This is a genomic window from Bacillus sp. FSL K6-3200, assembly GCF_038630485.1.
In the GTDB taxonomy this organism is placed as follows: domain Bacteria; phylum Bacillota; class Bacilli; order Bacillales; family Bacillaceae; genus Bacillus; species Bacillus safensis.
The window spans coordinates 3,214,031-3,238,308 of the sequence record NZ_CP152032.1 but is presented as its reverse complement, the minus strand read 5'-3'; the positions used below and the strand labels follow the sequence as shown (position 1 = coordinate 3,238,308).

General features: G+C 41.0%; 31 protein-coding genes. 9 read left to right on the top strand and 22 right to left on the bottom strand.

Going from position 1 to position 24,278, the window contains the following annotated elements; genetic code table 11:
- Positions 1–127: 127 nt before the first annotated feature.
- From MHI60_RS16705 to cdaS, 5 genes are all read right to left on the bottom strand, one after another.
- Entirely contained in the window at positions 128–2,044 is a 1,917-nt protein-coding gene (locus tag MHI60_RS16705; protein WP_095408788.1) for a VWA domain-containing protein, read from the bottom strand.
- Between the two features lie 11 nt (positions 2,045–2,055).
- Positions 2,056–2,934 carry a MoxR family ATPase gene (locus MHI60_RS16700; protein WP_095408789.1) on the bottom strand — a complete coding sequence of 293 codons (879 nt, stop codon included), beginning with the start codon at positions 2,932–2,934 and terminating at the stop codon, positions 2,056–2,058.
- Positions 2,935–3,023: 89 nt separating this feature from the next.
- Complete coding sequence (locus tag MHI60_RS16695) at positions 3,024–3,602, bottom strand: superoxide dismutase family protein (RefSeq protein WP_095408790.1); 579 nt, start codon at positions 3,600–3,602, stop codon at positions 3,024–3,026.
- A gap of 78 nt (positions 3,603–3,680) precedes the next feature.
- Complete coding sequence (locus tag MHI60_RS16690) at positions 3,681–5,003, bottom strand: peptidoglycan endopeptidase (RefSeq protein WP_144484389.1); 1,323 nt, start codon at positions 5,001–5,003, stop codon at positions 3,681–3,683.
- Positions 5,004–5,406: 403 nt separating this feature from the next.
- On the bottom strand, positions 5,407–6,033 hold the full coding sequence (gene cdaS / locus MHI60_RS16685; RefSeq protein WP_144484392.1) for a sporulation-specific diadenylate cyclase CdaS: 627 nt from the start codon (positions 6,031–6,033) through the stop codon (positions 5,407–5,409).
- Between the two features lie 82 nt (positions 6,034–6,115).
- Here cdaS and MHI60_RS16680 point away from each other — a divergent pair, with 82 nt between their 5' ends.
- Entirely contained in the window at positions 6,116–6,241 is a 126-nt protein-coding gene (locus MHI60_RS16680; RefSeq protein WP_008359993.1) for a hypothetical protein, read from the top strand.
- A gap of 59 nt (positions 6,242–6,300) precedes the next feature.
- Complete coding sequence (locus MHI60_RS16675) at positions 6,301–7,674, top strand: MATE family efflux transporter (RefSeq protein ID WP_144484396.1); 1,374 nt, start codon at positions 6,301–6,303, stop codon at positions 7,672–7,674.
- Positions 7,675–7,857: 183 nt separating this feature from the next.
- Here MHI60_RS16675 and bshB2 read toward each other — a convergent pair whose 3' ends face one another.
- From bshB2 to rarD, 4 genes are all read right to left on the bottom strand, one after another.
- A complete protein-coding gene (gene bshB2 / locus MHI60_RS16670; RefSeq protein ID WP_048239423.1) occupies positions 7,858–8,523 on the bottom strand; it encodes a bacillithiol biosynthesis deacetylase BshB2 in 666 nt (221 codons plus the stop codon).
- 18 nt (positions 8,524–8,541) lie between these two features.
- A complete protein-coding gene (locus MHI60_RS16665; protein WP_095408795.1) occupies positions 8,542–8,892 on the bottom strand; it encodes a YojF family protein in 351 nt (116 codons plus the stop codon).
- Positions 8,889–9,170 (bottom strand): hypothetical protein, encoded by a 282-nt coding sequence (locus MHI60_RS16660; protein WP_095408796.1) that lies wholly within the window; start codon positions 9,168–9,170, stop codon positions 8,889–8,891. Before MHI60_RS16660 ends, MHI60_RS16665 begins: the two co-directional genes overlap by 4 nt.
- A 78-nt stretch (positions 9,171–9,248) precedes the next feature.
- Positions 9,249–10,160, bottom strand: a complete 912-nt coding sequence (gene rarD / locus MHI60_RS16655; RefSeq protein ID WP_240193798.1) for an EamA family transporter RarD — start codon at positions 10,158–10,160, stop codon at positions 9,249–9,251.
- An 86-nt stretch (positions 10,161–10,246) separates the two neighbouring features.
- Between rarD and MHI60_RS16650 the strand changes: the two genes are divergently transcribed.
- Positions 10,247–10,720: an Hsp20/alpha crystallin family protein gene (locus MHI60_RS16650; protein WP_144484398.1), complete on the top strand. Its 474-nt coding sequence runs from the start codon at positions 10,247–10,249 to the stop codon at positions 10,718–10,720.
- A 40-nt stretch (positions 10,721–10,760) separates the two neighbouring features.
- Here MHI60_RS16650 and MHI60_RS16645 read toward each other — a convergent pair whose 3' ends face one another.
- Positions 10,761–10,979: a hypothetical protein gene (locus tag MHI60_RS16645; protein ID WP_024422697.1), complete on the bottom strand. Its 219-nt coding sequence runs from the start codon at positions 10,977–10,979 to the stop codon at positions 10,761–10,763.
- A gap of 75 nt (positions 10,980–11,054) precedes the next feature.
- Complete coding sequence (locus tag MHI60_RS16640) at positions 11,055–11,387, bottom strand: winged helix-turn-helix transcriptional regulator (protein WP_095408799.1); 333 nt, start codon at positions 11,385–11,387, stop codon at positions 11,055–11,057.
- Between the two features lie 138 nt (positions 11,388–11,525).
- Here MHI60_RS16640 and MHI60_RS16635 point away from each other — a divergent pair, with 138 nt between their 5' ends.
- From MHI60_RS16635 to MHI60_RS16625, 3 genes are all read left to right on the top strand, one after another.
- Positions 11,526–12,143 (top strand): nitroreductase family protein, encoded by a 618-nt coding sequence (locus MHI60_RS16635; RefSeq protein ID WP_144484401.1) that lies wholly within the window; start codon positions 11,526–11,528, stop codon positions 12,141–12,143.
- Between the two features lie 237 nt (positions 12,144–12,380).
- Positions 12,381–12,584, top strand: a complete 204-nt coding sequence (locus MHI60_RS16630; protein ID WP_048239417.1) for a DUF3311 domain-containing protein — start codon at positions 12,381–12,383, stop codon at positions 12,582–12,584.
- Positions 12,584–14,071, top strand: a complete 1,488-nt coding sequence (locus MHI60_RS16625) for a sodium:solute symporter (RefSeq protein ID WP_144470873.1) — start codon at positions 12,584–12,586, stop codon at positions 14,069–14,071. The genes MHI60_RS16630 and MHI60_RS16625 overlap by 1 nt, the downstream gene beginning before the upstream one ends.
- 35 nt (positions 14,072–14,106) lie before the next feature.
- Here the strand turns inward: MHI60_RS16625 and MHI60_RS16620 are convergent, their stop codons facing one another.
- The gene (locus tag MHI60_RS16620; protein ID WP_144484404.1) at positions 14,107–15,492 is read right to left on the bottom strand and encodes a S41 family peptidase; all 1,386 of its coding nucleotides are present in this window, start codon (positions 15,490–15,492) and stop codon (positions 14,107–14,109) included.
- 149 nt (positions 15,493–15,641) lie between these two features.
- Here MHI60_RS16620 and MHI60_RS16615 point away from each other — a divergent pair, with 149 nt between their 5' ends.
- Together MHI60_RS16615 and MHI60_RS16610 are read left to right on the top strand one after the other, a co-directional pair.
- Entirely contained in the window at positions 15,642–16,340 is a 699-nt protein-coding gene (locus MHI60_RS16615; RefSeq protein WP_144484406.1) for a class I SAM-dependent methyltransferase, read from the top strand.
- A gap of 93 nt (positions 16,341–16,433) precedes the next feature.
- Entirely contained in the window at positions 16,434–16,685 is a 252-nt protein-coding gene (locus MHI60_RS16610; RefSeq protein WP_048239413.1) for a hypothetical protein, read from the top strand.
- Positions 16,686–16,735: 50 nt separating this feature from the next.
- Here the strand turns inward: MHI60_RS16610 and MHI60_RS16605 are convergent, their stop codons facing one another.
- The 5 genes from MHI60_RS16605 to MHI60_RS16585 form a co-directional block, all read right to left on the bottom strand.
- A complete protein-coding gene (locus tag MHI60_RS16605; RefSeq protein WP_144484409.1) occupies positions 16,736–17,566 on the bottom strand; it encodes a M15 family metallopeptidase in 831 nt (276 codons plus the stop codon).
- A gap of 68 nt (positions 17,567–17,634) precedes the next feature.
- Entirely contained in the window at positions 17,635–18,330 is a 696-nt protein-coding gene (gene deoD / locus MHI60_RS16600; protein WP_012010274.1) for a purine-nucleoside phosphorylase, read from the bottom strand.
- A 112-nt stretch (positions 18,331–18,442) separates the two neighbouring features.
- Positions 18,443–18,760, bottom strand: a complete 318-nt coding sequence (locus MHI60_RS16595; protein WP_095408805.1) for a hypothetical protein — start codon at positions 18,758–18,760, stop codon at positions 18,443–18,445.
- A 54-nt stretch (positions 18,761–18,814) separates the two neighbouring features.
- Complete coding sequence (locus tag MHI60_RS16590; RefSeq protein ID WP_144484412.1) at positions 18,815–19,423, bottom strand: phosphatase PAP2 family protein; 609 nt, start codon at positions 19,421–19,423, stop codon at positions 18,815–18,817.
- Positions 19,424–19,473: 50 nt separating this feature from the next.
- Positions 19,474–19,644: a YozD family protein gene (locus MHI60_RS16585; RefSeq protein ID WP_064497481.1), complete on the bottom strand. Its 171-nt coding sequence runs from the start codon at positions 19,642–19,644 to the stop codon at positions 19,474–19,476.
- Positions 19,645–19,763: 119 nt separating this feature from the next.
- On the opposite strand from MHI60_RS16585, the gene MHI60_RS16580 reads away from it, so the two are divergent.
- Positions 19,764–19,898 carry a hypothetical protein gene (locus MHI60_RS16580; RefSeq protein WP_255290989.1) on the top strand — a complete coding sequence of 45 codons (135 nt, stop codon included), beginning with the start codon at positions 19,764–19,766 and terminating at the stop codon, positions 19,896–19,898.
- Here MHI60_RS16580 and MHI60_RS16575 read toward each other — a convergent pair.
- From MHI60_RS16575 to MHI60_RS16555, 5 genes are all read right to left on the bottom strand, one after another.
- Positions 19,895–20,575, bottom strand: a complete 681-nt coding sequence (locus MHI60_RS16575; protein ID WP_039179337.1) for a hypothetical protein — start codon at positions 20,573–20,575, stop codon at positions 19,895–19,897. The two genes, MHI60_RS16580 and MHI60_RS16575, sit on opposite strands and share 4 nt — an antisense overlap.
- 142 nt (positions 20,576–20,717) lie before the next feature.
- Entirely contained in the window at positions 20,718–20,942 is a 225-nt protein-coding gene (locus tag MHI60_RS16570; protein ID WP_024422709.1) for a YozE family protein, read from the bottom strand.
- Between the two features lie 79 nt (positions 20,943–21,021).
- A complete protein-coding gene (locus MHI60_RS16565; protein WP_048239407.1) occupies positions 21,022–21,303 on the bottom strand; it encodes a YokU family protein in 282 nt (93 codons plus the stop codon).
- Positions 21,304–21,305: 2 nt separating this feature from the next.
- A complete protein-coding gene (ablA, locus tag MHI60_RS16560) occupies positions 21,306–22,706 on the bottom strand; it encodes a lysine 2,3-aminomutase (RefSeq protein ID WP_144484414.1) in 1,401 nt (466 codons plus the stop codon).
- Positions 22,707–22,823: 117 nt separating this feature from the next.
- Positions 22,824–24,200, bottom strand: coding sequence for a sigma 54-interacting transcriptional regulator (locus tag MHI60_RS16555; protein WP_144484417.1), 1,377 nt, complete (start codon positions 24,198–24,200; stop codon positions 22,824–22,826).
- Between the last annotated feature and the right edge of the window lie 78 nt (positions 24,201–24,278).

Sequence of the window (24,278 nt, the reverse complement as noted above, 5' to 3'; positions counted from 1 at the left end):
CCAATAATATTCTACCACTGTTTTGGATTACTTTCTACATTCTTTGTTCAATTAAAGATAAAAAATTCACAGAAAAACAAAAAATTTAAATCATTCCGAAAAATAATTTGAAGAAAGGGGCAAAACCTTATGCCCCAATGCTTTTATGCAGCAGTTTCTTCAGTAATGGATATAAAACATCTGGCAATGTATCGACATCTGGTACAAAAATGCTGAACTTGCCATACATATCTTGAATGGTTTTCATCTGCGATTCTTCTATCGGCGAATTGGATAAAAACACATTGATTACCTCAATGCCCTTTTTCCTCGCCTCAAGAACTGCTTCATGCGTATCGACAATCCCATTTTGTTCGTAGCTGAACGCAGCTGGCTCTCCGTCTGAAAAGACAATCAGAAACTTTTGCTCTTCTCTTCGTTTTAAAATCATCTTAGTCATTTGGCGGATCGCATAGCCATCCCGGTTATCCTCTTCTGGCTCAAGAGACATAATGGAAGGACCTGCATCAAATAGAGAATCTTTGAACGACACGACTGTGTTGAAGTAGTTTGGCTGACTTGTCTCAGTCGCGTCGTTTGTATCTTCCCAAAACCCAACAATTTGATGTGGAACTTGCACGGATTTTAACGCTTCATGAAATAGAACAATGCCCTTTTTCGTCTCATCCATCTTGTCAAACATGCTCGCTGAACAGTCAACTAATAAGGTGAAAACAGCATCAATCTGCGAAGATGGTGCCTGTTTTTTATAGAAAAGACGCGGATTAGATTCTGTAAAATAGCGAATCAGCTTTTTGCTGAGACGTCCTGCATGAAGGTCTGTTTTAGGCCATGATTTTTTATGTTCAAGAGTTTTTTGGATCATTTGTTTTAAGCGTTTCTGGTAAGGCTCAATTTCCTTCGCATGCTGCTTGTATACATCGATTTGTTCTGGCCTAGGAGGATCTGGTGAAATCATGACTGGAAACGCATATTTGTTCTCTTTTCCATTTTCATGACCGTCTGCTCCGCTTTCTTCACCTTCAGCCTCTTCCAGCGCCTCAAGCTTTGAATAATCTTTTCGGTGTGTTTGCTTTGCAGAGCCTTGGACAGTTCCGAGTGCCTGATCTCCGTCATCACCTTCTCTTGCTGCATCCTTACCAAGATCACTTTTACCGCCGTGCTCTAAATCAAATTGAAGGAAGCTTTTGGATGGCGCTTCGGTTTCTCGATGCCACACTTCCATATACTCTTGGTGAATGTCTTCATCGCCTTCTTTTTCTCTGTCGACTTTGATGTCCTCACTTAATTTAGGTTTTCTTTTTAAGTCATGGAACAGCGGTTCTTTTGCCGCTTGTTCATAGTCCAATTCAGGGAAGAAAAAGTACGTATTCAGCATGTCCTTTTCAAGAAGCTCATCGAAGCCTTCCATTAATTCTTTTACAATAACTGCGATGTCTGCTGTTGAACCCGCATCATATACACGTTCAAGACTTGACTCAATAAACGGAATCATCGGGTTGATCTCCTCATGAAGAGGCGGGATCTCTTCGAGCGGAGAATCAGCTGTCAGCTTCACATAAATCGCACAAAAGAGTGCATCCGTTAAAATGCTTCGTTCTTGGTTAATTGTTAATTGCGTCTTAAAGTGACGTCGGTATAACTCTCTTCTTCGTTTAAATACCTTTTTTGTTCCAGGGCGGCTTCGTTTAATCCGCTCTTCAATCCGGATATCTTCAAACAGCATAAACAATTGTTTACATACATCAGGAATGGATAATGTATGGGCATAGCGAATGATCTCCTGAAATACAGTAAGATCGCTATAAACCGTCCCTACTGCACGAAGGAACACATCGCTTTTCAGCCCTGCTATCATATCTTCTTGTTTACGATCATCCCAAAAATGACTGATGAAAATTTTCTTTTCAAACGGTTCATAGTAGGACTGCACACCGTATTCAAGCTCGACATCATCACTTTTTGCTAACGTTTTGGCTAAATCCGTTAATTCCATAAATAGAAATGAATCGATTCTGCTGTCATTAAATTTGATGAATTTCAAAAGTCAGAACCTCACTCGAATAATGTTTGGGCGATATTTCTTACCGCTGCTTTTTCCCGGTCATCTTCCAGCTTTTCAACAATCCCTCGTTCAACGGCACGAAGCGGCGGGATGTATTGCGCAAGATCACAAGTATCTAAGAGCGCGCGGATGGATGCTGCTTCTTCACTCACCTGTCCGTTATGAGCTTGTGTAATCAGGTCTGATGAGAGCTGTACGAATTGATCGATTAACCGCTCATCTTTTAAAACAGATTGAGATTGCAGTACATCTTTCAGGATACCGCCGCCGATATATGGAACGTCAATGACAACAAAACGATTTTTTAACGCTTCATTTAGAGGCACTGTGCCGACATATCCTTCATTGATTGCTGCAATGACGCCAAAGCCTTCTTCTGCTTTAACTACCTCACCTGTAAATGGGTTTGTCATCATTTTTCTGTAGTCGAGTACACCGTTTAAAATAGGCAATGTTTCTGGCTTTGCCATGTTGATTTCATCAATATATAAAAGATGGCCTTTTTTCATTGCTTTCGTCACAGGTCCTTCAATAAATTCAATCGAAGCCACCTGACCATCATTGTGGATGGTTTTATAGCCAATCAAGCTTTCAGCATCAAGATCTACCGAGCAGTTCACACTGTGCATCGGCTGCTGAAAGAAAGCGGATAATGTTTCTGCTAGTTTTGTTTTACCTGAGCCGGTCGGTCCCTTTAAAAGAACGTTTTTTCCTAGTGCTAATGCAATCATGGCATCTTGAATGATAGAAGTATCCTGTGATTCATAGCCGCCTGTTCCAATAAGGGGACGAAATTCTTCTTCCAGCATTTTTGCTTTTGCTTCAATCATTGCTTGAATTTCTTCTGGGAGTGATTGTTCGTTAAACATGTATGATTAATTCCTCTCTTCGATCATTTTCCTCACCAAGTATACTAAAAAAACCTTTATGCACTCAATACATAAAGGTTAGACTTCTGTTATTTTACCATTTCTTTTGTCATCGCTCCGCAAGCGATCCGTTTCCCTGAGTTCCCAGAAGGGTTACTTAAGTAATCATCTGCTTCTGCATGAATGATAAAACTTCGCCCATTTTGATCGATTAATTGATTTGGGCCTCCCTTTAACGTCACATCTGGTACATTCACGACAACATCAATTTGTCCATCTGCCCCTACCTCTAAATTAGGCATATCTCCAGCATGGTGCCCCTTTGGATTGTCAAAACCATGCTCTCTATGGGTTGGATTAAAGTGAGCCCCTGCCGTTTCAAAATCTGGCGCTTCACATATTCCTGTTTCATGAATATGAAAACCGTGAGGACCTGGCGGCAGTCCTTTCGCTTTCACATGCAGATCCAGCCCATTTTCTGAGGACTCTCTTATTTCAATGCTTCCTATTTTTTGTCCGCTTTCGTTTATGAGTGACGTCGTGACTGGTGCTTGTTTAGGTGCGGCAACTTCGCTTGTTTCTTCTGTCGTTTCTTTTTTCGGCGGTGCATGACATGCTGATGTGGTAAAGATCAAACATATCATGATCATCCACACTGACTTTTTCATTTGTGACTGCCCCCTTTTGTTATCAGTATGGACAATCACAGCAGCGGGCAAACAAAAAAAGCCGAAAATCGGCTTTTTTTAGAAGAAACGTTTTGCACCTAAGTAGGCTTTTTTCCAATATGGGTTGCTTAAGTTCGAGATTCCTACTCCATTGTCACTTGCATGAAGGAAATCTCCCCCTCCAAGGTATAGTCCCATATGAGAAGGGCCCGCTTTGTACGTTGTAAAATAAACAAAATCTCCAACTTGAGGTGTGCTTACAGAAGTCATCATATTCCAGTAGCCTGCTGTGCTTAATCTGGATACAGATGAAACCTTGTTAATGAGATAGTAAACAAAGCCGCTGCAGTCAAATCCTGCGGGTGTATTACCGCCCCATCTGTAAGGAACGCCTGTCAGCTTTTTCCCTTCTTGGATCATTGTCGTGATCTTTGCATTCATTGGTACATCATTTTTGTTATTATCGACTGGCTTTGTTGAACCGTTAGACGTAGAGCCATTCGTTCCAGTTGAACCGGAAGCTGCACCATTGATTTTTAATACTTGTCCAATTCTAAGCACATCACTTTTCAAGCTGTTGGCTGTACGGATCGATTGAACCTGTACTTTGAATTGATTCGCAATTTTCCATAAGGAATCGCCTGATTTTACAGTATAAGATGTTGTTTTCCCGCTAGAAGACTGGTTACTGTTTGAATTGTTTGGTTTAGTAGGTTTCGGCTGACTTGGTTTTGATGCAGCCGTCCCTTTTACTTTCAATACTTGATTCGGATAAATCATATCAGATTTTAATCCGTTCAATGTTTTGATTTCACCAATCGACATATTTAGCGAATTCGCAATTTTCCAAAGTGAATCCCCTAATTTGACCTTGTATGTACTTGATGATGATGAACTATTTGAGTTCGTTGGCTTATTGCTTGAGCTGGAATTTGAAGATGAGTTTGAATTTGATGACTGGCTTCCGCTCGTCTTCGTGCTTCCAGATACCTTTAGCTTTTGACCTGGTCGAATCAGGTCGCTGTTTAAGCTGTTTAGGCTTTTTAAGCTCGCAACTGACATTTTATGATTTTTTGCAATCAGCCATAAAGAATCTCCAAGTTTCACAGTATAGCTGGAAGTCGTAGAAGCACTTGACTTCGTTGCTTTTGATCCTGTTGATGAACTGGATTTCTTGCTTTTTTCGCCAGGAATTTTCAAGCTTTGTCCTGCAAAAATCATTGTCGTTTTTAATTGATTAAGAGATTGAAGCTCCGAAATACTTGTATTGTACTGTTCGGCAATCTTCCAAAGTGAGTCCCCGCTTTTCACCTTGATCGTCTGTGCTTCTGCCGGTGCTGCGAACACAGCTGAGCCAGCGATCGCTGAAACTGTGAGGCCGGTTACTACTTTTTTCTTCATAGAGGAATCTCCGCCTTTCATGATTTTGTCCAATAAGACTTATGTACTAGTTTTGAGTTTAGCATTTAATGGTTCTGCTTCTCTTGCACTATTTTATCTTTATTTCTATTATATTACTCGACATGAAGACGTTGGGCAATAACAAATAGGCTAAAGCAGCCAACTCAAAATGCTAAAACAAAGCCATATCGTTTCTATCGGCTGTTTGTTTTATTTATAAACATTTTTTAAGGAATTTTTAAGTTGACGTTTAGAAATTTGTCAAAACAAGCACGCTGCTAGTTTCATAGTTCTATTCTACATGACAAATTTTTCTGTATCAAATGACTTTTTACTTAATTGGCTGTTTTTTCTCCGCAAATAAAAAAAGCATCCTTCGGAATGAAGAATGCAGCGTTCGTTTTTATTTTCTTATTTCCGGATCTTTTACGGTAAGCGGATAAAGCACGCCTTCTTTTGCAAACGACATTTTTCCCGTTTCTTCTGACACGACAAGAACAAGTGCATCAGTCATACCAGAGAGACCGATCGCTGCCCTATGCCTTGTGCCGAGCGAAGGGCTCACTTTTTTTGATGTGAGCGGCAGCACATTTGCAGCAGAAACAAGTGTATTTTCTTTGACTAAAAGAGCACCATCATGCAGTGGATTTCCCGGGTAGAAAATGCTTTCTATTAAGGAAGCACTAATTTTCGCATGCAGGTTTGTCCCTTTTTGAATAAAATCCTCAACCTCATCCCGTCTTTGAATCACAATGAGTGCGCCATGCTTTTGTTTTGATAAATTCTCAATGGCTAAAGAAAATTGAGCAAATCCTGGTGTGAATTCTTCCATATACGCTTGTAAATAAAACGACGAAGCCTCTGCATGCATTTCATTAAACTGATCATGCAATGATTCGAGATCACAAAGTAAGCACTGCTCTGTCTCATCAAGAGAATCAATGATGTCACTTGCACCTTTCATAATGTTCATCAAATGTGTTCTCATTCCTGCTTTAAAGATCACTTCTTCGTTCGTCCGATGGATCATCTGACCTTTTCCCTCCTTCTTTCGCTTGTTGTTATAAAATAGCAAATTGTGCACATTCTATTTGTATGGAGGTGAACTTAATATGACCATTCAGAAAATCATCCAATATGCTTGCAGCATTTTAGGTGTTGTCAGTCTTTCTTTTATTTATGCCCAAATGTTTAAAAAAACGAAGCCATCTAAGAAAAATAATCCGACGGAGAATTGATTTTTTTACATAGCATGATATAATTCCTCTCGTTATTTCTGTTCAGAGAGGAACTTATGATGAGAGAAACGAATAGCATTCGAGCAAAGCTGACACTATTTTTAACCATTTTGATTCCGATTTTAATTACCCAAGCAGGTCTTTCGCTTATTACCTTTTTAGATACGGTGATGTCTGGAAAAGTGAGTGCAGAAGACCTTGCGGGTGTTGCGATCGGTTCTAGTATTTGGACACCTGTTTATACCGGACTTGCCGGTATATTGATGGCTGTTACTCCGATTGTGGCTCAGCTGATGGGGGCTGGGCATAAAGAAGATGTTCCCCGAGCTGTCTTTCAGGCGATCTATTTGTCCTTTCTTTTAAGTATCGCTGTGATTGTTATTGGTACGATCAGCGTTCCTTACATACTCGGAGGACTTGGACTAGAGCACTCCGTAGAGGATATTGCCCGGCATTTTCTCAGTTTTCTTGCTTTTGGCATCATCCCGCTGTTTGGTTATTCGGTACTGAGGTCATTTATTGATGCATTGGGGAAAACACGTGTGACAATGTTCATCACTCTCACAGCACTTCCAATTAACTTTGTTTTAAATTATGTATTGATTTTTGGAAATTTTGGTTTTCCAAAGCTTGGCGGTGCGGGTGCCGGCCTTGCATCTGCAATGACGTATTGGGCGATTTTCATCATGAGTATTTGTATTGTTTTCAAAGCAGAACCATTTGCCTCATTTCGTTTGTTTCAAAAACTGCCTCGATTGAATATCTCCCGTATAGGGCAAATTCTGAAAATTGGTCTTCCTATCGGGTTTGCAATCTTTTTTGAAACGAGTATCTTTGCAGCAGTGACGCTATTAATGGGGCACTTTGATACCATTACTATCGCCAGTCACCAAGCAGCGATGAACTTTGCTTCTATCCTCTATATTTTACCGCTTAGTATTTCAATGGCGTTAACAATCGTTGTTGGCTTTGAAGCGGGGGCAAAGAGGTATAAAGACGCGCAAAGCTACAGCTATATCGGCATTGGAACGGCGGTTTTATTCTCGTTATGTACGGCCGCACTCATCTTGTTATTCAGACCAGAGATCGCTGGTTTATATACAACTGAATCAACTGTTTTACAAATGACACAGCACTTTTTGATTTACGCGATCTTTTTCCAGCTGTCAGATGCGATTGCTGCACCCATTCAAGGTGCTCTGCGCGGCTATAAAGATGTGAATTATACGCTGATTGCTGCTTTTGTCTCTTACTGGGTGATCGGTCTTCCTGCCGGTTATCTGATTGGCACATATACATCATTTGGGGCGTTTGGTTATTGGATCGGACTAATTGCCGGGCTTGCCGCCGGTGCCATCGTCCTCTTTATCCGTCTTAGGTTGATTGAGAAACGTCACCTTCGATATGATATGACAACACAAAAAAGCAGCTGATCTATGTCAGCTGCTCAGCGTGTAGACAAACCCTCGCATTCGTTGTCAGGTCTGTGCGCCAGTGCTCACGAATGTTAAATTCGCTCCGCTCTGATGCTCGCCCTTTCTAGACTGCAAAGGTTTTCTATCACGCTGAAAAAAAGTTACAAAAAAGCAGCTGATCTATGTCAGCTGCTTTTTTGTTTAATCATTCCATTGGTACGTCCAGAAAATTTCTTCATCGAACCATTTTTGGACGACTGGTTCTTTGTTTTTCAGCTTTTGTTCAAGCTCTCTCAGCATGCCTTCTGTTTGCGTTCTATGCGCTCTCAGTGCATTTAATTTGATATCTGCAACATCTGTAATATCAATTACAATATCGGCATTTCCAAGCACTTCTTCTCTATTTTTCGTAATGGCCATGCAGTATGTGACAGGACGGTCTTCTTTTTTCTTGCGGTATAGAGCACGAATCACAGCTTCGCCTGTCGCATCATGATCAGGGTGGACACCGTGTCCTGGATAAAACGTCACAATGAGTGTCGGTTTGACTTCATCAATAATGGTTTCCATCACATCTGCCAAATACTCGTCGTCTTCAAATTCCAATGTTTTATCACGCAGGCCAAGCATACGTAAGTCTGTGATATCCATTTCTTTGCAGGCATTGATTAATTCCTGTTTTCTTAATTCAGGAAGTGTTTCACGGTTAGCATATGTTGGGCTGCCCATATTTCTGCCCATTTCCCCAAGTGTCCCGCATGCATACGTGACGGGAATTCCGCGTTTTCTGCTTTGTGCAATGAGACCTGCAACCCCAAAGGATTCATCATCGGGGTGAGGCAGCATCACTAGTACATGTTCGTTCATGACTTGTCACCCTTTCTTCTACACCTGAAATGGTGTTTCACTAATTTGTAATGAGATCGCTAGTTTCCCGTCTGGCAAGTGCCCAGCTAAAAGCAGTCGGCCTTTGTCATCAAACACATAATCGGTTAATCCTTCTGCGTAAATCCAGCCATCTTCTGTTTTCATTCCAACACGGTATGGACCTTGTCCTTTTATTTTCGCCTGTGAATAGACGACTTTCGCGTTGCGGATATACGCCACAACCGTCATATTTTGTTCATTTACATGAGCTGAATAAGAACCAGTTGTCGTTTCAAGATGAACGAAGACTGGACGATTTAAAAACGATTCGAGATGTGCTGTGACATCTTCCGTTTGAATTGGTTTCATGAGTGGTTCCTTCCTTCATTTTGAATTAATTCTCGCAGCTTTTTCGTATGTAAGCTGATCAGCTGCAGCTGATGATCATGCTTAAGCTCACTATCTAAAATTCTTTCCACAGCAAGCACATACTTTTGGTGCAATGATTTTCTCGCCCGTGGGTGTGTTCGTGCATCCAGTAAATCATCACAGATGGCCTCGTGTAAAGAAGACATATCATCAACATCAAGCTGACGATTTTTCCATAAAGATTGATAGGCGGCTGCAAGCTCATGAGCTGACGACATATGATCACCTCTACAGTTTTGGTAACAACTTATTATGACATGATCCGCCTGCAAAAAAAAGCAAACTGCTCGTTTAGCTTAATGAGAATTCGCTGTTTTTTTCATGCGTAATTGAGAGGTGGTAAACAGTAAAATCGCCACCCAAATACAAAGAAACGTCACAATTTTAGCTGCGGATAAGTGTTCGTGATAGACAAACAGCCCTAAAAACAGCGTAATCGTCGGTGCAATGTATTGCAGAATGCCCACTTGATAAAGAGGTATTCTTTTTGCGCCTTCTGAAAATAAAAGAAGCGGCACGGCTGTAAAAACGCCTGCAAAAAATAAGAGACCGAGCGACCCGAAGCTGTTAGGATTCATAGTCACCACAGGTTCTTTTAAGAAAAATAATAAGTACACAAGTGCAGCCGGTGCGAGAAGCAGCGTTTCAATCGTCAAACCAATCGCGCTCGTGAAGCTCATCCTTTTTTTAATCAAACCATAAAAACCGAAGCTAAGGGCCAATAAGAAAGCAACGACAGGAAATGACCCGTATTGAACTGTTGAAAGGATCACCCCAAATGCAGCAATGAAGATGGCAATGGTTTGCAATTTATTTAGTCGTTCTTTTAAGAAAATAATACCTAATAGAACGGATACAAGCGGATTAATATAGTACCCTAAACTTGCTTCTAGCATAAGACCATGATTGACTGCCCAAATGTATACATACCAGTTAACTGAAATTAAAATAGCAGATAAAAGTAATGAAAAAAATGCTTTACCATCCAGTAGGAGACCCTTTACTGTCTGCATCGCTGGGCGGACTTGTTTTAAATACAAAAGAATACCGCACATAAACACAAATGACCATAAAATTCTGTGCGCTAAAATTTCGCCTGACGAAATATGCTCCATCAGCTTCCAATATAATGGGAATAAACCCCAGAGTGTAAAAGATGCTGCCGTGTAGAGAACACCTTTTGATTGCTGTTCGTTCAATGTAACCATTCCTTTCTAAATCTAACGTATATTATAGCACGCACGCAGGCGAATGGGCATATACTAATTCAGGGCATTTAGAAAGGATGATTCGCATGTTCGACTGGAACCGATTATTCCCTTTTCAAAAGCAGTTCTCAAAAGAAGCCTTAAAGAATTCAGATCCTAAAGACGTTGAGCAGTATGTCAATCAAGTCATGGAAAGTGTATTCGGCTCCAATTATCCTGCTCAGTTCCCATTTCAGGACCCCCTTTCTCAAAATCAAAAAACGAGAGAAACTGATGTCGAAAAAGAAAAAGAGCCAGAAGTCGAAGTGTTCGAGACGACTGATCATGTGTTTGTCAAAATTGAACTTGCTCGTCCGAAAACAGAAAAAGTCAAAATCAAACATACAGCCAATCTGCTGTTTATTGATCATTTTCCTGAAGAAGGGGCGCAAAAAAAAGTCGTCCTCCCTGCTGCTGTGAAACGAAAAGGAACAAAGGCATCGTATCAAGACGGCATTTTGGAAATAATGTTTTTAAAGCATGATGACCCAGGAATTTCTGAAATTGATATTCCATTATAAAAAGCCTGCTTTGGAATGGAAGCAGGCTTACTCTTTTTTCTTAATAATATGGTGGATATCCGCCGCCATATGGTGGTGGAGCAGGTGGTGGCGGTGGCGGGTAATAAGGACGGGGATAATTAAAAATCGCACTTCCTAGAAATCCGCCAAGCAGTCCGCCGACTAAAGGAGCGCCAAAACCAAAAAACAAAGGGACTCTGGATTCATATGGCGGAATGCCAGGGGCGCCGCCTCGAAAATACGGAGTATGAGGGTACATGCATTTCTCCTCCTTTGTCATGTGCCTAACATCAGCATATTCATCAGGAGTCAAAACGTTTGGGCAAACCTGAAACTAGGCTTGCTCCTTTTTCTCGTGAGGTCCCGTATACTCCCCTGCCCACCGAGATACCTCATGAAACACATCATGTAACGCATTCCCTTTTTCAGTTAAACTGTAAATGACTTTGACAGGCGTCTCAGGCAGGACAGTCCGCTCTATAATTCCTTCTTGCTCAAGCTCTTTTAAACGCTCTGCGAGCATTTTTTGACTGATAGATGGGATCGTGTCTGTGAGGTCTTTAAAGCGCTTTGGACCATCAAGCAATACATGAATAATGAGCCCATTCCACCTTTTGCCTAGGAGTAAAAAAGCTTGCTGAATGTGTGGACATAATTGGAATTCCATAAATTTCAGCCTTTCTTTTCATGATTGTTTGACAAACTAACGGTGTACAATTTAAAATATCTCTAGTTACAATAAGTAAGTTTCTCACTTTTTAGTTATTGTACCATACTATTTGTAAAAACGGGAGGAAATATCCATATGGCGACCGATCAAAAAACGATTGACATCTTAAAACAAAGAGCTTCAGTAAAAGAGTATGATACTACTCATGAAATGACAAAAGAAGAGTTAACAGAGCTTCTTGAAATCACAACGAAAGCACCATCTGCTTGGAACCTTCAGCATTGGCATTTCACTGTATTCCATAGTGCTGAAGCAAAAGCAAAGTTACTTCCAATCGCGTACAACCAAAAGCAAGTATCACAAGCATCAGCTGTTATTGCAGTTCTAGGTGACCTTGAAGCGAACCAAAATGGCGAAAAAATCTACAGTGAGCTGGCTGAACAAGGCTTTATTACTGAAGACATTAAAGAAACATTGATGACTCAAATCAATGGCGCATACCAAAGCAAGCAATATGCACGTGAAGCAGCGTATTCAAATGCTTCATTAGCTGCTATGCAATTAATGATTGCGGCAAAAGCAATGGGCTATGATACGTGTGCAATGGGTGGCTTCAGTAAAGAAGCGTACATCAAAGAATTCAATGTAAGCGGCCGTTACGAGCCAGTTATGCTGATTTCAGTTGGTAAAGCAGCGAAAGAAGCTCATAAAAGCAATCGTTTCGACATCGAAGAAGTATCTGATTTCCTTTAAAAATTGGCATGGCCTCAGCTTTTATGCTGGGGCTTTTTATTTACATTAAATATTATTTCTCCATACTTTCTTTCATCTTCCCCCTCTTTTCATCATCACTCTTTCTCCTTTTTCAAGAATGAAAGCGTTATATTAGTATGATATTCATCAAAATGATTGTTTTTTCTGAAAATGGTCTTGTGATCTAATCTGACAACTGCTATTATTATGAAATTACAAAATATTCAGGAGGAAATCATGAGTAAAAAATTGATGCTGGCACTACTTATCGCGATTCCATTCATCGGACAGCTCGCATTGCTGCCTTTTGCGAATCGCATACATCCATTTGTCATCGGGCTGCCCTTTTTCCACTTCTGGCTCTTACTATGGATTGTACTCACGCCAATTTGCACATTTATCATTTACAGGATGCAACATTCAAATGGAGGAACTGACTAATGCAAGGAAATTTAACAGCTTTATTGATTACTGCAAGTATTATTTTCATCGTTGTGGTCATCGGATTTGCCGCTGGTCGTGACAAATCATCAAGACAGTCAGTTGAAGAATGGTCTGTCGGCGGGAGAAAATTTGGCGGACTGCTCGTCTGGTTCCTCGTTGGTGCAGACTTATATACAGCTTATACCTTCTTAGGTCTTACAAGTACAGCTTATACAGCTGGAAGCGTCGCTTTTTTTGCTATTCCCTATTCAGTTCTAGCTTATTTTATTGCTTATTTCTTTTTACCGAAATTATGGACGGTTGCGAAAAATCACAAGCTCACCACCCTTGCCGATTATGCACGTGAGCGGTTTGACAGCAAGCTGTTATCCAGTTTGATTGCGATTGTTGGAGTACTTATGCTGATTCCTTATATTTGTCTTCAGCTGAGCGGGATTCAAGATACGTTAACTGTCGCTGGAACTAGTTATATTAATGTGAATGCAGTTGTTATTATTTCATTTATTTTAGTCGCACTTTATACATTTTTTAGTGGTATTAAAGGTCCTACATATACAGCCATTATTAAAGATATTCTTGTTTGGGTGATCATGCTGTTTATGGTCGTTTCACTGCCAATCATTCACTTTAACGGCTGGACACCGATGATGAATACGTTAGCCAAAGAGGCGCCTCAGCTTCTAACGATCCCTGAAGGCGGACCTAAAGGCATTTTATGGTTCATTACTGCTTCAGGCGTTTCTGCCCTTGCTTTGTTTATGTGGGCACACGCGGCAACTGGGGTTTTTACAGCCAAAAGCGCAGATGCCATCCGTAAAAACAGCATGTTTTTACCTCTTTATAATATTGTATTGATTTTGGTCATCTTCCTTGGATTTATTGCCTTTTTAGTCTTACCAGAAGATACAAATCCAAGATTTGCTCTTCTTCATTTAATTCAAACGTCATATGGCGGCGTGATGCAGGGACTCGCTTATTCAACGATTGCACTGGCTTCCCTCATTCCATGCTCCATCATGGCCATTGGCGCATCGAATTTATTTGCCAATAATTTATACCGTGACTTAATTCATCCGAATGTGTCACCTAAAAGATTGACCATCATAACACGTTCGATGGTGTTTATCGTCATCGGGCTCGCTCTTTTATTCGGGATGCTGTTCCCAACTGCACTTGTCACACTTCAACTCATTGGTGTTTCAGGAATGGTTCAAATCTTCCCAGCTATTGCTATCAGCTTATTCTGGAAAAAACAATCGAGAGAAGCAACGATTGCCGGGTTAGTCGTTGGAATCATTGTCACCTTTACAGCGAATATCTCACAAGTCACGTTTGGTCTTTATGAAGGTTTTCTTGGATTACTAGCAAACGTCGTGGTCATCTTGATTTTGAATCCATTCTTCCAAAAGAAGGTCACATCCAATTCTGTCATGAATGATCTATTCGAAAAGGATGATAAAAAAACAGAAGCGATCACAAGATAAGAAAAAGCAGTCCCCTTATGAGGACTGCTTTTTCTTTATTTCATTTCTTTTTTCAAGACTTCAATGGCTTTTTTCATTTGTGTATCGTTGTTCTTTAGCTTATCTTGGATCTTTGTCATCAGTACGGTCGTTGTATCTCCTGTCAGAATACCGTCTGCCTTCAGATCATTGTCTGTTTGGAAGCTTTTGACGATAGACTGGAATGCTTGATCGTACTCACCGTTTGCTTTTGCTTTGTAGCCAAGCGCTTGGAACATTTTTTGAGCCGCTTTGACTTCATCTCCATTGTCATTTAGCTCATACGTTTTTTTCGGGCTTAAGTAAGGCAGCTTTGCATAGCTTGGGAGAGCTGCTTTGACCTGTGGTTCAATTCCTTTTTTGTGAATCCAAGAACCGTCTGGTGTCAGCCATTTTGCAATGGTTAACTTGACACTAGAACCATCATTATAGTTTTGCGCATTTTGAACAGTTCCTTTGCCAAACGTCTTTTCACCCACAATTTGAATGCCTGAAGATTGATGCAGAGCCGCCGCCATGATTTCAGCAGCGCTGGCCGAGCCGCCATTTACAAGGACAACTGCCGGCTGATGGACTTTACGTTCTTTTTCAGCCTTGTACACTTGTTTTTTCCCTTTTTCTTCAACCTGCATAATGACTTTCCCTTTATCGATAAAGTCATTACTCATTTCAATGGCTTCTGTCATGATGCCGCCTGGATTATCTCTCAGGTCAATGACAAAACCTTTCGCCCCTTTTTTCTCGAGGCCATCAATTGCTTTATCCAGCTCTTTCGATGTGGTTTCAGCAAAGGATGTAATTTGGATTTCTCCTATTTTGTCTTTTGTGAGTTTTGCATAAACCGTTTCAAGCGGAATCGTGTCTCTTGTGATGGTCACATCTACATTGCCGACCCCTTGACGGTTGAGGTGCAGCTTAACATCCGTTCCTTTTTTTCCTCTGATGAGAGAGACTGCTTTATTGACCGACATTCCTTTAGTGCTTTTTCCATCCACTTTTAAAATATGATCATGCGGTTTCAAACCAGCTTTTTCAGCAGGAGAGCCTTTAATCGGCGCGACAATTAAAATTTGTCCATCCTTCTCTTCTACTTGTGCACCAATTCCTTCAAATGAAGAAGATATGGTATTGTTAAATCCTTCGGCTTCCTCCTGATCCATATATGTAGAGTATGGATCATCAAGTGATGCAATCATTCCTTGGATCGCACCATCTACTAGTTTTTGATCATCCGTTTTTTCGTAATACTCATCTTTTACCTTCGTATACGCAGCCATGAGTTTACTAAACTTCTCGTCGCCTGAGACGCTGACAGCACCTTGTTTTGTGATCACAAATGTAATCGCTGAGGACAGTGCAGCAGTCAACAGAATGGCTACCACGAACTTAACTTGTTTTTTCAAAAAAACACCACCTTTATCTCCTTTCATTATTATCAAGGACGATGCTTCATCCGTCAACCAAAGGATCAACTTCTATTTGAAAAGATAAGCCATTTGCCCTTCTATTGCATAATCTTTAGAGAGGAACAGATAAGGAAAGAAGGGATTTTATGAGTGACTATGTAGAAATGCTTGCCTATTTTGGCGTATCAAGTGCCCATCCTGGCGGAATAGAGTTAACAAAAACGATGATTGAGCATATAAAACTGCCGCCTCATGCACGTATACTGGACGCCGGATGCGGTACAGGACAGACGGCCGCCTATTTAGGAAATGTAGGTTATCAGGTGGAAGCCATTGATACGCATCCATTGATGATTGAAAAGGCGAACCTGCGATTCAAGCGGGAAGAACTGCCGATCCGCGCTTTAGAGGCATCCATTGAGCAGCTGCCCTTTCCAGATCAATCGTTCTCTCTACTCATCAGTGAATCTGTTTTGAGCTTTACCAAGCTGCGTGATGCACTAGCTGAGATCAAGCGCGTCCTTGCTCCTGGAAGCCAATTGATTGCAAATGAAGCTGTGTTAAAAGCCCCTCTTACGCCTGAAGAGATGGCAGTTGTTCGAGATTTTTACGGCTTTCACTCGCTCTTGTCGCTTGAAGAATGGAAGGAGCGGTTAACCGAAGCGGGCTTTCGTGACATTCAGATTCTCTCATTCGATGAACATATGGGGCAGGAGGAACCAACAGAAATGGAATTATCTGAACACATACCGCCTTCTCTTTACGAGACACTGCAAACACATTACGATCTCATTCAAGCACACCGAAAGCAGTTAAGTCACATTCTATTTGAATGCACCGTATAAAATGAGCGAATCTCCTATATGTTTTGTCCAAACTCTATGAAGTCTCTCGCATAGGATAAGAGTGAATAGAGTTTTGTCATAAGGAGGAAAAACATGGAGCGCTACTACAAGCTTTGTCAGCAGCACATGGGGAAAGTCGCTAGAATCACTGATCGTAATGGCAGAGTACATGTCGGACGCATTGAGCGTGTGACAAACCGCAAAGTTTATATTCGTCCAGTCGGCGGGTCTCGCGGGGGCTATGGTTATGGCTATTGGGGCGGATATTATGGCTGGGGTGCAGCGTATGGCATTGGCCTCGGTTTCATTACCGGCTTCGCATTAGCAGGATTGTTCTTTTTTTAAAAGAAGAATAAGAGAAGGCCTCCCGAATAGCTGGGAGGCCTTTTACTTGTTTAGATTTTCTTTACTTTGTTCATGTATTCTTCAAATGTTAAATCGTGATCATGCATCGCTTTTGCAGCTTCTTTTCCAACATAGCGCAAATGCCACGGCTCATATTCGTATTTCGTAATGTCTTCTTTTCCTTTTGGATAACGGATGATAAAGCCATATTTATAGGCGTTTTTAGCCACCCATTTGCCGTCTGGTGTTTCACCAAACTTTTCAGAGATCTCAAATCCGGCACTTTTTGAGGAAATGTCCATGGCTAAACCTGTTTGATGTTCACTTTCGCCTGGTAGAGCAACTGCTTCTTGTGCTTTTTCTTTGCCTTTTAATTTGACCTCACTATCAAAAATGACTTTTTGACGGTCATAGGAACGATAGCCAGATACTGCAGCAAGCTCGAAGTTTTCTTTTTTTGCACCTTTGAATAACTTCTCAAGCGCTTCCGCTGCTTCTTTGCGGATATATCGTTTTTCGATATCCTCCGAAAAAGAGAATTCTACTTTTGGTACAACGAGATCAGAAGGTTTATAGGTTCCTGGTAATGCATAATCTTTGTTGACAAGTGCTAGCACGTTTTCAGGATTTTGAATGGTTTTCAGACCGCTCACAACCTTGATGTCATTGAAATATTCACTCTTTAACGTCAGCTCTTGATTCGATGAATCTGCCGTATCGTTTGAGTTGTGCTGGGGAGATGAACTTGCTTCGTTTTTTTGTTCGTTTGTTTTGTTTGATTCAGATGTACCGCTTTTTTGATCCAGCAACTGGCAGCCTGATAGCGCGGCTGTCAAACCAAGAATCGATGCGATTGAGAGTATTTTGTAGCTTTTCTTCATGACATACCTTCCTTTTGCTCTTCTAAAAAAATAAAGATGCGCTACGTTGTAGCACACCCTTTATACTATTATAAAACGGAGTCTAGCGCAATTAAGATCATTTCATCAAACGTTGTTTGACGTTCTTCAGCCGTTGTTTCTTCTCCTGTTAGAACATGATCACTTACAGTCAAAATTGATAACGCTTTTCGGTCAAATTTTGCTGCAAGAGAATAAAGAGCGGTTGTCTCCATTTCGATCGCTAGGATACCATATTGAGCCATGAGCTCAAGTGGTTTTTCATTGTAAAATTGGTCTGCTGTAAATACATTTCCGACTCGTACAGCGACATTTTTTGCTTCTGCCGTGTCGTAGGCTTTCTTGAGCAGGCCAAAATCAGCGCATGGCGCATAATCAATCGGTCCAAAAGCGACACGGTTCATTTGTGAATCTGTTGATGATGTCTGGGCTAAAATGACGTCACGTACATTGACATCCCTTTTGATGGCGCCGCAAGATCCAACACGAATTAAGTTTTGAACATCATAGCTTTGAATGAGTTCATTCACATAAATCGAAATAGATGGTACGCCCATTCCAGTGCCCTGTACAGAAACACGTTTTCCTTTATAGGTTCCAGTATAGCCATACATTCCGCGCACTTCGTTATAGCACTCAACATCTTCTAAATATGTATCTGCAATATATTTCGCACGAAGCGGATCGCCCGGCAGCAATACCGTTTCTGCAATTTGTCCTTTTTCTGCTCCAATATGTACACTCATTTTTTAGCCTCCACTTACGTTTACTATGTATTTTATCCTATTTATTATAAACGATCGAGCTTAAAAAAGAAAATACCAGCTGAAGCTCAAGCTGGCATCATCACTCATTTATTTAACTTATCGTCATCATTCGTTCACTGCGTTTCCATCCTGCCGGAGAGAGCTGATAATAGCACTTCCCCTTTTTCCTATCATCAATCACAACTATATCACCTGTTGTGATAAATCGCGCATTGTAATCATTAGGGACTGTATCATGTACATTAAATGTCGAGAATGCTTTTTCCAGTACATCAAGGTGTGTTCTGCCGCCAATCTTAGTCCGGTACACAGGCTGATGCCCGCTTGCAGCGCCATATTCAGGTGTCTGATAAATGGTTAAGTGAAATGCTGAAGGTTTCTTTTGAAAAAATCTCAACGTCAATTGCATTCAAATCCCTCCCCTTTCATATAAAATTGGCTGGGATCTGTCAATTTCCTTCTTCTATTTTTGTCGAATGACAGACAATCTTTCGTCAATCTTTTTACAAATAAGAAATAAAGCAAGTCCTATCGCAAAGCCTCCAGCGACATCTGTCAAATAATGCACGCCGATATACATCCGGCTGATGCCAATGACCAGGACACCCAGCCCTGTGATCAAATAGACGATTTTTTGTCTTTCTTTCAGCCATGGGATCATTTCAACTAATAGATAAGCGATAAAAGGATAGATGGTGGCTGCATTCATCGAATGTCCGCTCGGAAAGCTGTAATACGTTTCACCTACAAGGTGATCAAATGCCGGACGCTCTCTAGCAAACAGCCCCTTTAATTCATGATTGACTGTCTTTTCTGTGAAATATAATAAAAAAAGCAACATGATAGAGTAATAACGCTTATACATAAACAAGACCACACTAAAAATGAGCATGATGGGAACGAGCAGCGCGCTGATGCCAAAGTCCGTCAAAGCCAGCATGACATCATTTAAAAAAGGGAGTCTGATGCTTTCAAACCATAAGATGATCTGGTTGTCCAAATCTTGACAAACCCCAGATACCATGAGTGCAGCAATGGCGCCAAATAAAATAAAAAGAAATAGGATATACACGCGAAAGATTCCCCTCCCTCTCTCTTCAGAATCTCTTCAAAGTATAGTGCCTACCACGCCTCTTCTTCAACTATCATTGCTTTTTTCAGCATATATTCAAATGTAATGTCAGCCAGCTCAAACGTTTCAAGCTCAGCAGGTATGTACCCTCTTTTGATCAGCTCCATGTAGAAGAACTCCGCAATTTCCTCTGTATCAATCACCAAATCTGCTTCTTTCATTGCATTCCGCCTCCTTTTTTATGATGTATGAACGCCGGCTGTTTTTTATTACAGTTTGTCATAATGGCTCATTCCATACATATAAATGCAGTAAACAAAAAGAAAAGGGGCTTGAGGCAATGAAATGGTTAAGCATATTAGATGGAGAAACATTTGATCAGGTGATGGGCCGTATCTTGAGGGGATGGTTTTATGTGATTGCATTTTTTTGTGTGCCTTATTTTTTATTCGTGTTAGGACAAGTCTTTCTTTAACCAAAATGTTCGTGTAAACTTTCCAAAATAAAATCCATCATATCCTTATATTCTGGATCTTTGAAAAATTCGTAGAGAATTTTATAATCATTATAGATATCAAGAAGCTCATCCACTATAGATACAGCGAGAAATTCAAGTGAAGCTTCGCTTTCTTGTTTCTCTTCTAGCTGCAATAGAGCTGTTTGAACCATATCTTCTTCTAACTCTTTAGAGGTTTCGCCGACGTAATGCACAAAAAGAAGCTGATGAACAAACTGGTCCATCTCATATTTCCTTAGGACGAGCGTTAAATCTTCCTCTTCTGTTTCCAGCCACTCTCCGTCTTTTAGCCTCGTGAGTTCATAAATGACATCTTCCCAGCCATCTTCAAGGTAGCGCCATATTTCAGTCCGATGACCGATGATTTTAAATAGCTCTTTTCCGTAATCTTTTACATATACAACATCGCCAATGAGGAACTCATATTCAATGTCCAGCTTTTCTGTATCGACAATCACCCCGCTATACTCATCGTAAAGCTGAAGTGATGTTTCAAAATAAAGCACCTCATTATGATTGACCTCATATAAATAGTGCTGGTCAATTTGATGGACTTTTGTAATCGTTCCGACTGTGCCGTACATGACAACGACGACAATATCCCCTACTTGATATTTTGGTGCTTTCGCCTTCATTCTGTCTCCCCCTTGCCCGACTTTTGGTCTTAACGTATCGTATGCCGGCGCAAGGAATTCTGCATGGGCAACCACACCATGCAAAACGCCATTTTATTTCTCATGAAAAAACCGCCTCTCCATTCGGATAAGCGGTTGTGTGTTATTTTTTTTTGACTTCTACTTCGTATTGCTCAAATGCTTCGTCAAATGTCGTCATTGAGCTTAAATAATCACCATTTAATTCTAAATAGGCACACAGCTCATGATAATCTGTGGAAGCTTTAGGAAAGCTGTGATCCTCATACGCAGCATTTGCAAAATGGCTGATTTCATCTTTCGGTTTTGGATGTCTGAACTTCATTAAATAATGGTAAAACGACTTCACCTGTTTTTCCCTCCGCGACTCTCTATTTTGTTGTTATATTATACAGCAATTTGATGACTTGTATAGGCGGAGGTACAACTTATGATGAAAAGTCAAAGTAATTTCGCTTTAATAACCGCTCCATGCTCATTAATTCTTCATAGGAGATTTTTTCTGGAAGTTTTGTCTGATCCACTAAAATTAATTGATCTTCAATCTCTTTGACCGTCTCATCCTTTTGATAGGTCATCCCGCAATGCGTGCAGGAAATGGACGGCGTTTCGATGATTTCAATTGATTGTGTGCCCGTGATCAGTTCCCAATAGACTGTTGTCTGCTCTGCCTTTGCTTTGTTTTCCTCACACCAATCACATGTCAGCAAGGCTATTTCTCCTCCTTCACGGTTTGTTCTTTTTTGAGCTGCGCTTGATATTTCTTTTCTTTTAATTCATCTCGTTTTTCACGTTTGTTTTTGAGTGTGTCGTGCTCAGGATTTGTCTCATATGCTTCTCTACGTTTCATTCGGCTTAAATTCTCAGGCGTAAACGATCTCGCTTCATCCTCAAATAATGCTGTAACACCAATTGCCGGTTCTTGTTTCTCTTCGTAAATTTCATTGAAATACGCATCTGCCTGACCTGCGACGTAATGCTCTGGTTCTGGATATGAGGTGATGACACCTTCAAAGTTACGAAGGACGACTTTGTCAGGGCTTTGCGATAATAAATAATTTGGCTGTAAGGCAATTTTCCCTCCGCCTCCTGGCGCATCTACAACAAAGCTTGGTACTGCATATCCGCTCGTATGCCCTCTTAAGCCTTCAATGATTTCAAGCCCTTTTGATACTGGTGTTCTAAAGTGGCCAATACCCTCAGATAAGTCACATTGATAAATATAATATGGTCTGACCCGAATCTTCACGAGATCGTGCATCAGCTTCTTCATAATCGGCACACTGTCGTTAATACCTGCAAGGATGACGGCCTGATTCCCTACAGGGACGCCGGCATTCACAAGACGTTCGCACGCTTCTTTTGCTTCTTTTGTAATTTCAATACTTGTGTTGAAATGAGTGTTCAGCCAAACTGGGTGATATTTTTTCAAAATCTCGCACAGCTCATCTGTAATACGCTGCGGAAAAACAACCGGCGCGCGGGTTCCGATCCGAATGATCTCAACGTGCGGAATGTCTCGTAAGTTTTTCAAAATGTATTCAAGCACTTGATCATTGATTAACAGCCCATCTCCGCCAGAAATTAACACGTCCCGCACCTCGGGCGTTTCTCTAATATATCCAATTGCAGCATCTAACTGCTTTTTCGGCACTCCCATACCAATCTGGCCGGAAAAACGTCTTCTCGTACAATAGCGGCAGTACATGGAGCACTGATTTGTCACAAGAAACAGCACACGATCTGGATACCGGTGCGTGAGCCCCGGGACAGGTGAGTCCTCATCTTCATGCAGCGGATCTTCCAGATCATATTTTGTTTTATGAAGCTCTTCTGCAATTGGCACAGATTGCATACGTATTGGACATCTTGGATCGTCTGGATTCATCAGTGAGGCATAGTAGGGTGTAATGTTGAGTGGAATGGTTTTGGTGGAAATCTTCACCCCTTCTCGTTCCTCTTCTGTTAAGTTGACGATTTTTTCTAAATCCTCAAGCGTTTTCACGGTATGCGTCAGCTGCCAAATCCAGTCGTTCCACTTTTCCTCAGGTACATCCTTCCAAAGCTCTATGTCCTTCCAGTGACGCGCCGGTTCATACAATTTCTGATTCATATCCATTCCCCCTATCAGCATTCACTTTATACTATGCAAGTTATGTGCCAACATGGGAAAATGCCCCTATTCTTTACAAAAGGAGCTTTACCCGTCATATTCAATTGAATGTTGTGCCTACAATTCGGCACCTGCATATTTCTTCAGTTTATATTGCAGCGTTTGTCGAGGGATTTTTAAGGCGGCGGCGGTTTTTTTAATATTTCCATTATGCTGATGTAAAGCTTCTTGAATCAATGTTTGTTCAAATGAAGACACTTGATTTTTTAAAGAGGATTCAGATATTTCTTTTTCCAGCTTTTGCTCACGTAAATGCGCCGGAAGGTATAGAGGAGTGATCTCTTCCGCTTCCTTTGGCATCATTAACACGGCATGTTCTATTGTATGTTTTAATTCTCTGACATTCCCAGGCCAGTGGTGAGCCATAAACAATCGTTCCGTTTCTTCAGAAAGACGTGTGACGTTTTTTGAAAACTGCTGATGATAGGTTTGAATGAAGTGGCGGGATAGCAGCGTGATATCTTGCTTTCTCTCACGAAGCGGCGGGATATGAAAAGATGACACATGCAGTCTATAAAATAAATCTTCTCTTAAAATTTGCTTTTTCACTGCTTCAAATGGGTCCATATTGAGCGCCGTAATGAGCCGAACATCCACTTGAATGGACTTTGCATCACCGATGCGGCGTACAACGCCATCCTCTAACACACGTAATAATTTCGTCTGAAGCGTGAGCGGCATCGCTTGCAGCTCATCAAGAAAAAGCGTGCCTCCATCAGCTAATTCGAAAAGTCCCTTGCGATCAATTGCACCCGTATAGCTTCCTTTGACAGATCCGAACAATAGACTTTCCAGTAATGATTCTGGGAGTGCTGCACAGTTTTGCGGAATGAACACTTGGTTTTTTCGGTCAGATTCATGGACAATGGCTTGAACGAGCACTTCTTTTCCTGTCCCTGTTTCACCGTAGACAACTACTGATGACGGATAAGCAGCTGCTTTTTTTGCCCTTTCAAGCATTTCTTTTAAAAGCGGATCATTTGTTAAAAATGAAGCAAAATCATGCATTTTTTCTACCCCAGCCACGTCATGTGTCCGCTTTTTTTGGCCTAAACGATTTGAAAGAGCCGACAGCTTCGATACATCTTTTGCCACTTCGACCGCGCCTATTAATTCATTGTCTTCAATAATAGGCAATGTCGTGTTCACTGTTTCAATTCTTTCTCCGTTTTTATTCAAATAAGTTTGCAGCGAATGATAAATGGGCTTTCCTGTTCTCAAAACATGCATGAGCGTACTTGTTTTTTCAGTTAAAGAGGGATACACATCAAGGATGTACTTGCCAATCACCTCTTCTTTTTGTAAACAGTCAAACTTAGCGGCATTATGATTGTAAAAAATTGTTACCCCTCGATCATCTACAACGTGGATGGCTTCATCAATGGCTTCTAAAATTAATTCAAACCAATCTGCTCTTTCGACAACCTTCCCCATTCTTTCCCCCTCACTTTCAGTGCTAAAAAACCGGCATCAATTGCCGAGTTTTCAGCGGCTTGATCATCTCTAAATGGT